Below are 12,175 nucleotides of genomic sequence, written 5' to 3' on the forward strand. Positions count from 1 at the left end.
GCCGGAGCGGCGGCCGCACCCAGCTTGTTTGCTCAACGCTTTCCGGGCATCGTTCCGCCCTGCCCTACGCCAGCGTACTCCCGATGAGCGCAAGCCCCTTTCCAAACCTGTTCGCGCCGCTCGATCTCGGCTTCTGCACGCTGCCCAACCGCGTGCTGATGGGCTCGATGCATACCGGCCTGGAAGATCGCAGCCGCGACTACCCCAAACTCGCCGCGTATTTCCGCGAGCGTGCTGAAGGCGGTGTCGGCCTGATGGTTACCGGCGGCGTCTCACCGAATCTGGTCGGCTGGCTCAAACCGTTCGCCGCAAAACTTAGCTGGCCGTGGGAAATCCACAAGCACCGCATCGTCACCAAGGCCGTGCACGAAGCCGGCAGTCGCATCTGCCTGCAGATCCTGCACGCCGGCCGCTACGGTTATCACCCGCTAACCGTTTCCGCGACGGCTGTGCAGGCACCGATCAATCCGTTCAAGCCGCGCGCCCTCAGCGCCTGGGGTGTGGAGCGGCAGATCAAGGCCTACGTCAATTGCGCGCGGCTGGCGCGCGACGCCGGTTACGACGGCGTCGAAGTGATGGGCTCGGAAGGCTACCTGATCAATCAGTTCCTGTCGGCGCGCACCAACACGCGCAGCGATGCCTGGGGCGGCACGCCGGAAAAGCGCATGCGCTTCGCGGTCGAAATCGTCCGGCGTATTCGCGAGGCGGTCGGCACCGACTTCATCATCATCTATCGCCTGTCGATGCTCGAACTGGTACCGGAAGGATCGGACTGGAACGAAATCGTTCTGCAGGCGAAAGCGATCGAAGCTGCCGGTGCCACCATCATCAATACCGGCATCGGCTGGCATGAAGCGCGCATTCCGACCATCGCCACGTCGGTGCCACGCGCGGCGTTCGCTGGCGTCACGGCAAAACTCAAGGGCCATATCGCGCTGCCGCTGGTCGCCACCAATCGCATCAACATGCCGGAAGTTGCCGAGCACATCCTCGCCTCGGGTCAGGCCGACATGATTTCGATGGCGCGGCCGCTGCTCGCCGATCCGGGCTGGGTGGCGAAGGCCAAATCCGGGCGACGCGACGAGATCAACACCTGCATCGCCTGCAACCAGGCCTGCCTCGATCACGCTTTCGAAAACAAGAACGCGAGTTGTCTGGTCAACCCGCGCGCCTGCGCCGAAACCGAGCTCAACTACCGCAAGACCAATACGCCGAAAAAGATCGCCGTCGTCGGTGCCGGTCCGGCCGGCCTGGCCTGCGCCTCGGTCGCGGCCGAACGCGGGCATCGGGTGACCTTGTTCGATGCTTCCGATCGCATCGGCGGCCAGTTCAATCTCGCCAGGATCATTCCCGGCAAGGAAGAGTTCTCGGAAACGCTGCGCTATTTCGGCCGCATGCTCACGCTTCATGGTGTCGAGCAGCGCCTGGGCCTGCGCGTCGGTGCCGATGACCTGCTTGCCGGCGGCTTCGACGAAATCGTCCTCGCCACCGGCATCACGCCGCGCAAGGTCGCCTTCCCGGGATCGGATCACGCAAAAGTCTGCAGCTATATAGATGTGTTGACCGGCAAGGTGAAAGTCGGCGCGAGCGCGGCCTTGATCGGCGCCGGCGGCATTGGCTTCGACGTTGCCGAGTTCCTGGTGCAGGACGCACCCTCGCCCACGCTCGATCCGGCGCGCTGGATGGACGAATGGGGCGTGCGCGCGGATTTCGATGGCCCCGGCGCGCTGACCAAGCCGCATCCGGAAGCGCCGGCCCGGCAAGTCTGGCTGCTGCAGCGCAGCCCGGGCAAACCCGGCGCGAAACTCGGCAAGACCACAGGCTGGATCCACCGCGCCACGCTCAAGGCCAAAGGCGTCAAAGCTCTCGGCGGCGTGGAATACCTCGGCATCGACGATGCCGGCCTGCGTATCCGGGTTGGCGGCAAGGAAGAATTGCTGGCGGTGGATTCGGTAGTTGTCTGCGCCGGCCAGGAGCCTTTGCGCTCCCTGCTGGAGCCGCTGCAGGCCGCGGGCAAGACGCCGCATCTGATCGGTGGTGCCGATGTCGCCAGCGAGCTCGACGCCAAGCGCGCGATCAGCCAAGGCAGCCGACTTGCCGCAGGTTTCTAAGCGACTTGTGTGAAAAACCCTCAATCAGCACAACATATTGTGGTCGGTGAAATTCGTCCGACCAACGGCGTTCAGACCGACAAGACCAGCAATGACGCGAGTTACAGCGCGTTCCTGAGTAATCACTCCAAGTAAAATCAACGATTTATAGCAAGCCGTTCAGGCAACGTTTGGTTTCGATCCGTAGGATGCGCCCCCGAACCGACCCGAAAGCATCCGGGTCACACACGGTCCCGCAGTGCACGGTTAGCGGGATTTCCAGGGCAGCCCTACCAAGACCGCCGCCCGGAATGCGAGCCAAGCTCGTCCATCCCCAACACGTCACGTCCGTCCCCTGTGTCTGAGGATCACCCGATCCGCAGGCTGCGATTCACCGCCAGGAGCCGGACCACGGAGCAAGGACCCGCGCGATGAAACTGTCTTTCCTGCTTTGGCTGGCCAGCCTGCTGCCTCAGCACACCGCCGACCCCCTGTGTCTGGCGACCACCGTCTACCTCGAAGCCCGCGACCAATCCGAGCTCGGCCAGCGCGCCGTTGCAGAAGTCGCCCTGCGTCGCCAGGAAGACGGGCGCTGGGGCGATTCGGTCTGCAAGGTCGTGACCGCGCCGAAGCAGTTCGCCCCGACCCTGGTGAACCCCGGCCTGCGCCTAAGCAATGTCGAAGCCTGGCAGCGCGCCGTCGACGTCGCCTTCAAGGCCCAGAAGGATTGGGCGCAGCCTTTGGCAAGTCGCCACGAAGTCGTTCCAGGCGCCAGCCATTTCGCCGCGCTCGACCAGGCCCAGCCGGCCTGGCGGCACTACCCGGAAGTGGCGACGATCGGATCGCACACGTTCTACAACGTGGATCATCTGTCGGCGCATTGATGGGTTCGTTTTTTCGGCGTCGAAGCATCGGCGCCGAACTGATCCGCGATCTGCAGACATGAAAAAAAGCCGCCCGAAGGCGGCTTTTTTGTTGCCCCGGAAAACCGGTAAATCTCAGCGCTTTTCGATCGGCACGTAGGCGCGATCTTCCGGCCCCGTGTAGTTCGCGCTTGGACGGATGATCTTGCCGTCGATGCGCTGCTCGATCACATGCGCCGACCAGCCACTGGTGCGCGCGATCACGAACAGCGGCGTGAATAGCGGCGTCGGAATGCCCATCATGTGGTAGGCAGAAGCGCTGTACCAATCGAGGTTCGGGAACATCTTCTTGATGTCCATCATCAGGTTCTCGATGCGCTCGCTGACGTCGAACAACGTCTGGTTGCCGCCGTCCTTGCACAGCTCACGCGAGATTTCCTTGATGATCGGATTGCGCGGATCGCTGATCGTGTAGACCGGATGGCCGAAGCCGATGACGATTTCCCTGCGCTCGACGCGCGCGCGGATATCGGCCTCGGCCTCATCGGCGCTGGCGTAGCGCGAAATGATGTCCATCGCGACTTCGTTGGCACCGCCGTGCTTCGGGCCACGCAGCGCGCCGATCGCGCCGGTGATGCAGGAATGCATGTCGGAGCCGGTACCGGCGATCACGCGCGCGGTGAAGGTGCTGGCATTGAATTCGTGCTCGGCATACAACACCAGCGAACGATCGAGCGAGCGCGCATGCAGCGCACTGGCGGGCTCACCATGCAGCAGATGCAGGAAATGCGCGGCGATCGATTCGTCATCGGTTTCGCAGTCGATGCGGCGGCCGTTGCGGGTGAAATGCCACCAGTACAGCAGCATCGAACCGAAACTCGCCATCAGGCGGTCGGCGATGTCGCGCGCCTCCGCTTCCGGATGCGTTTCGCGCTCCGGCAAAACCGTGCCCAGCACCGAACAACCGGTACGCAGCACATCCATCGGATGCGCATTCGCCGGCACCAGCTCCAGTGCGTCGGTGACGATCGCCGGCAGGCCGCGCAGGCGTTTGAGCTTGGTGCGATACGCCTTGAGTTGCGACGCCGTCGGCAGCGTGCCGTGCACCAGCAGGTGCGCCACTTCCTCGAAGCTCGACTGCGTCGCCAAGTCGTGGATGTCGTAGCCGCGATAGTGCAGATCGTTGCCACTGCGGCCAACCGTGCACAGCGCGGTATTGCCGGCGACCGTGCCGCTGAGCGCGACGGATTTCTTGGCTTTGGGAAGAACTTGTTCGGCAGGTGCGTTCATGGAGCGGTCTCTCGGCATTCGCCCGAAGGCAGTGGAAAACGGATTTTAGCGCGGCTTGGCCGCCCGACCCGTGTTGGTCGCGTCAGCGGAATTCGCCCGGGGGCCCGACCGGGCAGGCTGCGACCGGCGAGATGTATGCCTGTTCGGACTTGGCGCGTTCATCGAGCAGGTAGCAATCCTTGAGCACGGAGCAGTAGCAGACCTCGAAGGCCAGGCGCTTGCCATTGCCCTGGAACACGTCGTAATCGGCCTGGTTCTTGAAAACGATCATTTTCACGTCTTCGTTCGCCGCCAGCACACGGCGCGAAAAGAAATTCAGCGTCAGGTCCGCCGGCTTGCGCCCCGACAGTTTTTCGAAGGCTTCATCGAAATCGGCGACCTGCTTGTCGTCCACCCACACCTTGGCATCGACGATGCGTGCCGGGCCGACGCCGCGATTGGACAAGGAATAACTGAAGTCGGCGTTCGAATGCCACAGCTGCAGGAACGGCCAAGTTTGCGCCTCGACCTGCGAACGCTGCAGGAATGCGGTGTACAAGCTGACCCCGAGCGCGCAGGCGCCGATAAGCACCGCCATCATCGCGGTGAGCTTGTCCCAGTTGAACGGCGGTTTCGCCGGTTCGCCGATGCGTTCGTCGCTCTGCGTCATGCCGTGTTGTTTCTCGAAATATTGGTGAACGTTGCGTCGTGTCGGCCGTCAATCGTCGAACTGCTCGCTTTCCGGAATCGGACACGTTTGCGCGGGGCGATTGAGGTCGGCGCGCGTCTTCGCCGAGGTGTCGGCGATCCAGCATTCGTCGAGCACCGAGCAATAACACACACTCATTTGGAACGAGTGCTTTTTCTGGGCGAGGTAGTTTTCGTACATCTTCCGGCTCGGATCGTTGTCGACCGGCAGGAAAACTTCCGCCGTTACTCCCGGCGGCAGGACGGTGCCGTTGAGCGAAGTGAAGGAGAAGCCGGCTGTCGTGCCATCGGTTTGGTCGCCGAATGCCACGACGACGTCGTACCACTGCTTCACCGGCTTGCCATCGATCGCGACGCGCATGCCGGTGATCTTCGCCGGCCCAACGCCCTGGTTGGCCACCATCGTCTTCAGGTTGAGGTTCGACGTGGCGATCTGCAGCCGCGGCCAGACCTGGGCACTGGTCTGCTGCCGCTGCAGGTAGGCCGTATAGCCCGACACAGCTAGCGCGAGCAAACCGATCAACGACGCGATGACGGCCGCGTACGCGTCCCAGTTACGCTCGCGCGGCCCCGGCGCCGTGTCCACGTCAGGCGCCGTCCTTCTTCGCAAACAGCGCGTCAAGCTTGTCTTCGTAGGCGTTGTAGCCGAGGAAGTCGTAAAGCTCGTTGCGCGTCTGCAGCGTATCGATGAGGTTTTTCTGCGTGCCTTCGCGACGCACGGTTTCGTAGAAATTCAGCGCCGCCTTGTTCATCGCACGATACGCGCCGCAGCAATACAGGGCGATGTCGACGTTCGCATCGCGCAACTCGTCGGTCGTGAAGAACGGCGTCGATCCGAACTCGGTGAGATTGGCCAGGATCGGCACCTTCACCGCAGCCTTGAAGCGTCGGTAATCGTCCAGCGTCTTCATCGCTTCGGGGAAAATCATATCGGCGCCGGCTTCGACATACGCACAGGCGCGATCGATCGCGGCATCGATGCCTTCCACGGCCGCGGCATCGGTGCGCGCCATGATCACGAAGCCCGCATCGGTGCGGGCGTCGACGGCCGCCTTGACGCGGTCGACCATCTCGCCGCGCGACACGACTTCCTTGCCGGGACGATGGCCGCAACGTTTCTGGCCGACCTGGTCTTCCATGTGCACGGCCGCCACGCCAGCGTTGCTGAAGCTGCGGATGGTGCGCGCAATATTGAATGCGCCGCCCCAGCCGGTATCGATGTCGACCAGCAGCGGCAATTGCGTGGCATCGACGATGCGACGCGCGTCGGTCAGCACATCTTCCATCGAACTGATGCCGAGGTCAGGCATGCCCAGCGAATTGGCGGCGACACCGCCACCGGACAGATACAGCGCCTTGTAGCCGACGCGCTTGGCCATCATGCCGGCGTAGGCGGTGATCGCGCCCATCACCTGCAGCGGCGTTTCTTCGGCGACGGCAGCGCGGAATTTCGCGCCTGCGGATTGATTGGTCATGGCTACCTCATGAGGTAGGCCTGGACCCACCGATTGATACCCGGGCACGTCGGAATCCGAGGCCCGCAATGTAGAAGTCGATGTGCAGGATGCACGAGTGTCGCGAGAGGCAGGATGCCGAGAGCGACCGATCCGCGGGTCGCCCTCGATTTCCGGCAGATCAGCCCAGCAGGCTGGCCACGCCGGCGCGCTCTTCCTCGAGCTCAGCCAGCGTCTTGTTCATCATTTCCCGGCTGTAGTCGTCGATCGCGAGATCCTTGACGATTTCGTACTTGCCGTCCTTGCAGACCACCGGGAAGCCGTACATCACGTCCTTCGGAATGCCATAGCTGCCATCCGACGGAATGCCCATCGTGGTCCACTCGCCATTCGTGCCCAGCACCCAGTCGTGGATGTGATCGATGGCGGCGTTGGCAGCCGAAGCGGCCGAGGACAGGCCGCGCGCTTCGATGATCGCCGCGCCGCGCTTGCCAACTTTCGGGATGAAGGTTTCGCGGTTCCAGCTCTCGTCGCCGATGCTGTCCTTGACCGATGCGCCGGCGATCGTGGCGAAGCGGTAGTCGGGATACATGGTCGGACTGTGGTTGCCCCAGACGATGAGCTTCTTGATGTCGCCGACCGGCTTGCCGGTCTTGCCCGCAAGCTGCGACAGCGCGCGGTTGTGATCGAGGCGGAGCATCGCGGTGAAGTTCTTCGGATTCAGATCCGGCGCCGACTTCATCGCGATATAGGCGTTGGTATTGGCGGGGTTGCCGACGACCAGCACTTTCACGTCGCGCTTGGCGACGGCGTTCAGTGCGGCGCCCTGGGCGGTGAAGATCTTCGCGTTTTCGAGCAACAGGTCCTTGCGCTCCATGCCCGGGCCGCGCGGACGCGCGCCGACCAGCATCGCGATGTCGGCGTCCTTGAACGCGACGTTGGCGTCATCGGTACCGACCATGCCGGCGAGCAGCGGGAACGCGCAATCCTCGAGCTCCATCATCACGCCCTTGAGCGCGGCCTGGGCTTTTTCCATCGGCAGCTCGAGCATCTGCAGGATGACCGGCTGGTCCTTGCCGAGCATTTCGCCGGAAGCGATGCGGAAGACGAGCGAATAACCGATCTGGCCGGCGGCGCCAGTGACGGCAACACGGACGGGGGATTTCATTTTTTACTCCGGGAGACGGGAGAGGGGAAATGGGAGACGTATGGGCTTTCGTGGCAGTCGACGGGTTCGAGGCACAAACGTCTCCCTTCTCCCGTCTCCCGCTTCACTTCAGCTCGGCAAAAAATTCCTGGAATCGCTTCATTCCTTCCGGCAGCTGCGCGGTCGGGCAGGTGTAGGAAATGCGCAGCGCGCGCGGTTCGCCGAACGCCGAGCCCGGCACGCAGGCGACGCCTTTGCTTTCAAGCAACGCGTTGCAGAAGTCGACATCGTTGTCGATCTTCTTGCCGTCGTGCGACTTGCCGAACGCGCAGGAAATATCCGGAAACACATAGAACGCGCCCTGCGGACGCGGACAGATCACGCCGGGGATGGAATTCATCACGGCCATCACCTGGTCGCGCTTGCCCTGGAACTCGAGGTTCTTCTGCGTCGGTACGTCCTGCGGGCCGCTCAGCGCGGCGATCGCCGCGGCAGTCACCACTTCCGGGATGTTGGTGATGTGGTTGGAGTTGAGCGTGGTCAGGGCCTTCGCCACGATCTCCGGACCAGCCATGAAGCCGACGCGCCAGCCGGGCATACCGTAGGTCTTGGACAGCGAATCGACAAAGATCACGCGGTCGCGCAGCGCCGGCTGGAAGTGGGTGAAGTTGTGATAGCCGAGACCATCGAAGACCATGCGGTTGTAGATATCGTCGGTGACGACCCAGGTGTCCGGATACTTGACCAGCACTTCGGCCAGCGCAGCGATTTCTTCCTTCCCGTAGACCATGCCGGTCGGGTTGTTCGGATTGTTGAACAGGAAGATTTTCGGCTTCGTCGCCAATGCAGCGTCGAGCTGTGCGGGCGTGAGTTTGTAGTTCTGACTTGCCGGGCACGGCAACTCGAGAATCTTCGCGTTGCAGATCTCGGCGATGTCGGCGTAGGTGGTCCAGTAAGGCACCGCGTAGGCGATGGTGTCGCCTTCGTCGAGCAGAGCTTCGGCCAGGTTGTAGAGGATGTGCTTGGCGCCGATGCCGGTCGCGCAGTTCGCGCGGGTATAGCCGTTGAGGCCGACCTGCTCGATATGCTTGAGGAAGGCATCCAGCAGCGCGTCGCTGCCGCGATTGGATCCGTACTGGCCGGAGTCCTTGCCGAGGGCGTCGCGGGCGGCAGCGTAAACGTGATCGCCGGGCAGGAAATTCGGCACGCCGATGGAGAAACTGATGATGTCGCGACCGGCAGCCTTGAGAGACTTGGCTTTTTCGGCAACGGCCATGATGGCGCTGGGCTTGGCGCGACCCATGCGCCGGGCGAGCTGTAGCATCGCGAACCTCGGCAAGTTGTTGGAACTGCGGAAGGAAACAGGGCGAGAAAGCCGAAAAATTGTAGCACAGCGCCCTCCCGCGACTGGAGGGCTTGCCAGCCCGGAGACAGGGGCTCAGGCTTGGCTGCGGAGGGACCCCATGGCCATGAATCACACATCCGCACGGCTCGCCGGGCGCACCGTCCGCGTCCGTATTGCCCTGTTCGCTTTGCTCCTTTGCCTGTTCGCGTTGCCGGCGCTGGCCTTCAACGAGAACCGCATCGCCACCGACGCCAACGGCCAGCCGCTGCGTATCTCTGGCAGCGTCGTGGTGATCGAGCCGGACATCCAGCTTTCCGAAGTCCTTGCCGGCGGCGTTTCCGAACCGCGCAAGGAATGGACGCAATCCGCACGACAACTTTATCCAGCCGCAGTCCGCGGACACCTGGGCCGCAGCAACAAGACCTTCACCGCGGATTTCAAGATCCCGCTCGACCTCGCACCTGAGTCGCGCATGAGCCAGATCATCCGGCTCAACGAGGCCGTGTCGATGAGCGTGCTGGCCTATTCGCAGCCCGGCAACCAGCTCGCCACCAAGGGCAAGCGCCTGGACTGGACGCTGGGGCCAGGCGTCGCTGAATTGCGCAAGGCGACCGGCGCCGACTACGCACTGTTCACCTATCTGCGCGACAGCTACACCAGCGCCGGCCGCAAGGCCTTGCGTATCGTCGGCGTGCTTTTGCTCGGCGGTGATATCGGCGGCGGCGTGCAGGTCGGCGTCACGACCCTGGTGGATCTGCGCACCGGACAAGTCGTGTGGTTCAACTTCCTCGCCAAGCAGACCGGCGATCTGCGCGACGCCAGCGGCGCCGCCAACACCGCCAACGCGATGCTCAAGGGATTCCCGCTGTGAGGCTGGGCGGGATATTCGCGACGCTGGCATTGCTGTTGGCATCGATCGGATCGGCAACGGCAGCGAGCGCGATCACTTCCGCACAGCCCGGCATGCGTCCGGCTGCCGGCAGCGATGAAGCCGAACTGTGGTTCGCGATGGACGAAGCGGAAATCGAACTGCGCAAATCGCCGCAGCTTGTTCGCGATCCCGCGCTCAACGACTACGTGCGCGGTGTCGCCTGCAAGGTTTCCGGCGATTACTGCAAGGACCTGCGCATCTACATCATCGAGATGCCGTGGTTCAACGCATCGATGGCGCCCAACGGCATCCTGATTGTCTGGACCGGCGCGCTGCTGCGCATGCAGAACGAGGCGCAGTTGGCGCTGGTGCTGGGGCACGAATTCGGCCACTACCGCGAGCGTCACAGCCTGCAGCAGTGGCGCAAGATAAAAAACACGTCGGCTTTCCTCAGCACCTTCGGCGTCATCACTGCCGGTGCAGGCGTCGGCGTGGTCGGCTCGCTGGCCGACATCGCCGGCGGCCTGGGCATGATGAAGTTTGGTCGCGACAAGGAACGCGAGGCCGACCAGATCGGTTTCGCCAAACTCGTCGAGCAAGGTTACGACCCCACCGCTGGCACCGTGCTCTGGGACGCGATGCTGCGCGAGGAAAACGCCCGCGACTACGGCAAGCCGATTCCGGTGTTCGCCAGCCATCCGAAAACCGAAGAGCGCCGCGACGATCTGCGCGCCGCCGCCGCGGCGATCGCCAACCCCGGCAAGGAACTCGGCACCGCGCGCTATCGCACTGCGATGCATCCTTTCCTCAAACAGTGGCTGGAAGGCGAACTGACGCGACGGATGTATTCCACATCGATCGAGGTGATCGGCGAGCTGCGGCAAAATTCCGAGCCCGGCGATCGCGGCCTGTACACGTTCTTCCTTGGCGAAGCGCACCGCCGCCGCAACAAGGGCGATGACCGCAAGCAGGCGGATGCACTTTATGCCGAGGCGATCACCCAGCCCGGCGCGCCTGCCGAAGCCTGGCGTGAAAACGGCATGGCGCTGCGTGCCGCGGGCAACAAGTCGGCGGCCGTCGACGCGCTCAAACATTATCTTGCTGCAGCGCCAGCGGCAGACGACCGCGCCTTCGTGCTCAGCTATGTTTCCGACATGGAGGCGACGCCGTGATCCGTCTGTTCCGCTTCGCTGTTCTCGCTCTGCTGCTGGTCCTCGTCGCTGCGTGCGCAACCAACAGATTGGTGAGCGCCAGCAGTGGCATCGCCGTACTCAACCTGCAGATCGATTCTTCGCTGGACTGGTCGCGCGTGCACGGACCCCGCGCCGAGATGTGGACGATCGACGGAGCGCCGCTGAATCGTTTTCTGGTGATCGCAGACGTGAAGCCGAACGAACACGTGTATCTCGGTCCACGCGAACGCAAGGGCCGGCCCGATGGCCCGTGGTATCGACCCGGCATGCGCGCCGATGAAATCCGCGACGTGCTGCTCGATGCCCTGCGCGAAGGCGGCTGGAGCAACATCAGCAGCAGCGGCCTGCGCCCGGTCAAGTTCGGCGGTGTCGACGGCCTGCGTTTCGAGGCGACGCTGACCAGCGAAAGCGGCCTGATCTACCGCGCCAGTTTCGGTGCCGCCGAACACAACGGCAAGCTCACCCATTTCAGCTGGATGGCGCCGAACGAGTATTACTACGACCGCGATGCCGCGGCGGTGAACAAGATGTTCGAGTCGATCCGCTTCGTGAAGTGACTGCGGATAAATAATCGCCGGCGAAAACGACAACGGAGCCTTTCGGCTCCGTTGTTTTTTCTTCGCTGCTGCAAATGCCGGGAGACGGGGAATCCTCTCGGGGCGTTCAAGAAATCAAGGGCTGAGCACCTTGTTCCACTCCGCCACGCGGTCGGCCTGCGCAGCCAGCACGGCCGCGGCATCGCCGCTGAGCGTGATGCTGTCGATCTTGTCGCTGCCGCGGATCGCGTCGACCACTTTCTGGTCTTCGGCACCGACGATTTCACCGAACACGGTGTGCTTGCCGTCCAGCCACGGGGTCGCGACATGGGTGATGAAGAACTGGCTGCCGTTGGTGCGCGGGCCGGCATTGGCCATGGACAGCACGCCGGGTTTGTCGTGGCGCAGGTCGGGACGGCATTCGTCCTCGAACTTGTAGCCCGGGCCGCCGGTGCCCGAACCCTGTGGGCAGCCGCCCTGGATCATGAAATCAGGAATCACGCGGTGGAAGCTCAGGCCGTTGTAGTAGCCGCGCTGGACCAGGTTCACGAAGCTGGCGACAGTGACCGGGGCCTTGTCGGGGAAGAGGCGGACGTGGATGGCGCCGCGGGCGGTGTTGAAGGTGGCGATCAGGTCGGACATGGGAGCTCCAGAAGGATTCGGGGCGGGCAGCGGCCCGGCGAGGGCGACTAGGATGCC

12 protein-coding genes are annotated in these 12,175 nt (G+C 63.4%); 5 read left to right on the forward strand and 7 right to left on the reverse strand.

Features of this window, described 5'->3' with window-relative positions; translation table 11 throughout:
• Nucleotides 1-83 precede the first annotated feature (83 nt).
• Both VKM35_RS06920 and VKM35_RS06925 read left to right on the forward strand, forming a co-directional pair.
• Nucleotides 84-2,111, forward strand: a complete 2,028-nt coding sequence (locus VKM35_RS06920; RefSeq protein ID WP_324319753.1) for an NADPH-dependent 2,4-dienoyl-CoA reductase — start codon at nt 84-86, stop codon at nt 2,109-2,111.
• Between the two features lie 410 nt (nt 2,112-2,521).
• On the forward strand, nt 2,522-2,974 hold the full coding sequence (locus tag VKM35_RS06925; RefSeq protein WP_324319755.1) for a cell wall hydrolase: 453 nt from the start codon (nt 2,522-2,524) through the stop codon (nt 2,972-2,974).
• Nucleotides 2,975-3,088: 114 nt separating this feature from the next.
• Here the strand turns inward: VKM35_RS06925 and prpC are convergent, their stop codons facing one another.
• From prpC to VKM35_RS06955, 6 genes are all read right to left on the reverse strand, one after another.
• Nucleotides 3,089-4,243 (reverse strand): bifunctional 2-methylcitrate synthase/citrate synthase, encoded by a 1,155-nt coding sequence (gene prpC / locus VKM35_RS06930; RefSeq protein ID WP_324319757.1) that lies wholly within the window; start codon nt 4,241-4,243, stop codon nt 3,089-3,091.
• A gap of 82 nt (nt 4,244-4,325) precedes the next feature.
• Nucleotides 4,326-4,892 (reverse strand): hypothetical protein, encoded by a 567-nt coding sequence (locus VKM35_RS06935; RefSeq protein WP_324319759.1) that lies wholly within the window; start codon nt 4,890-4,892, stop codon nt 4,326-4,328.
• Nucleotides 4,893-4,940: 48 nt separating this feature from the next.
• On the reverse strand, nt 4,941-5,516 hold the full coding sequence (locus tag VKM35_RS06940; RefSeq protein ID WP_324319761.1) for a hypothetical protein: 576 nt from the start codon (nt 5,514-5,516) through the stop codon (nt 4,941-4,943).
• Between the two features lies 1 nt (nt 5,517).
• Nucleotides 5,518-6,405, reverse strand: a complete 888-nt coding sequence (gene prpB / locus VKM35_RS06945) for a methylisocitrate lyase (protein ID WP_324319763.1) — start codon at nt 6,403-6,405, stop codon at nt 5,518-5,520.
• A gap of 160 nt (nt 6,406-6,565) precedes the next feature.
• Entirely contained in the window at nt 6,566-7,552 is a 987-nt protein-coding gene (locus tag VKM35_RS06950) for a malate dehydrogenase (RefSeq protein WP_324319765.1), read from the reverse strand.
• Between the two features lie 103 nt (nt 7,553-7,655).
• Nucleotides 7,656-8,855, reverse strand: coding sequence for a pyridoxal phosphate-dependent aminotransferase (locus VKM35_RS06955; RefSeq protein ID WP_324319767.1), 1,200 nt, complete (start codon nt 8,853-8,855; stop codon nt 7,656-7,658).
• 139 nt (nt 8,856-8,994) lie between these two features.
• Between VKM35_RS06955 and VKM35_RS06960 the strand changes: the two genes are divergently transcribed.
• The 3 genes from VKM35_RS06960 to VKM35_RS06970 are packed head-to-tail and all read left to right on the forward strand — an operon-like array spanning nt 8,995 to nt 11,497.
• Nucleotides 8,995-9,747, forward strand: coding sequence for a hypothetical protein (locus VKM35_RS06960; protein ID WP_324319769.1), 753 nt, complete (start codon nt 8,995-8,997; stop codon nt 9,745-9,747).
• Nucleotides 9,744-10,919, forward strand: a complete 1,176-nt coding sequence (locus VKM35_RS06965; RefSeq protein ID WP_324319771.1) for a M48 family metallopeptidase — start codon at nt 9,744-9,746, stop codon at nt 10,917-10,919. The genes VKM35_RS06960 and VKM35_RS06965 overlap by 4 nt, the downstream gene beginning before the upstream one ends.
• Nucleotides 10,916-11,497, forward strand: coding sequence for a hypothetical protein (locus VKM35_RS06970; RefSeq protein WP_324319773.1), 582 nt, complete (start codon nt 10,916-10,918; stop codon nt 11,495-11,497). Before VKM35_RS06965 ends, VKM35_RS06970 begins: the two co-directional genes overlap by 4 nt.
• A 114-nt stretch (nt 11,498-11,611) precedes the next feature.
• Here VKM35_RS06970 and VKM35_RS06975 read toward each other — a convergent pair whose 3' ends face one another.
• On the reverse strand, nt 11,612-12,118 hold the full coding sequence (locus tag VKM35_RS06975) for a peptidylprolyl isomerase (protein WP_324319775.1): 507 nt from the start codon (nt 12,116-12,118) through the stop codon (nt 11,612-11,614).
• Nucleotides 12,119-12,175: the final 57 nt, after the last annotated feature.

Origin of the sequence: Arenimonas sp. (genome assembly GCF_035312645.1) — a bacterium.
Classification (GTDB): Bacteria; Pseudomonadota; Gammaproteobacteria; order Xanthomonadales; family Xanthomonadaceae; genus Arenimonas.

What these genes read in the sequence shown, in the direction of transcription:
- VKM35_RS06920 (WP_324319753.1), top strand. Translation starts at nt 84, where the DNA reads ATGAGCGCAAGCCCCTTTCCAAACCTGTTCGCGCCGCTCGATCTCGGC.
- VKM35_RS06925 (WP_324319755.1), top strand. Translation starts at nt 2,522, where the DNA reads ATGAAACTGTCTTTCCTGCTTTGGCTGGCCAGCCTGCTGCCTCAGCAC.
- prpC (WP_324319757.1), bottom strand. Translation starts at nt 4,243, where the DNA reads ATGAACGCACCTGCCGAACAAGTTCTTCCCAAAGCCAAGAAATCCGTC.
- VKM35_RS06935 (WP_324319759.1), bottom strand. Translation starts at nt 4,892, where the DNA reads ATGACGCAGAGCGACGAACGCATCGGCGAACCGGCGAAACCGCCGTTC.
- prpB (WP_324319763.1), bottom strand. Translation starts at nt 6,405, where the DNA reads ATGACCAATCAATCCGCAGGCGCGAAATTCCGCGCTGCCGTCGCCGAA.
- VKM35_RS06950 (WP_324319765.1), bottom strand. Translation starts at nt 7,552, where the DNA reads ATGAAATCCCCCGTCCGTGTTGCCGTCACTGGCGCCGCCGGCCAGATC.
- VKM35_RS06955 (WP_324319767.1), bottom strand. Translation starts at nt 8,855, where the DNA reads ATGCTACAGCTCGCCCGGCGCATGGGTCGCGCCAAGCCCAGCGCCATC.
- VKM35_RS06960 (WP_324319769.1), top strand. Translation starts at nt 8,995, where the DNA reads ATGGCCATGAATCACACATCCGCACGGCTCGCCGGGCGCACCGTCCGC.
- VKM35_RS06975 (WP_324319775.1), bottom strand. Translation starts at nt 12,118, where the DNA reads ATGTCCGACCTGATCGCCACCTTCAACACCGCCCGCGGCGCCATCCAC.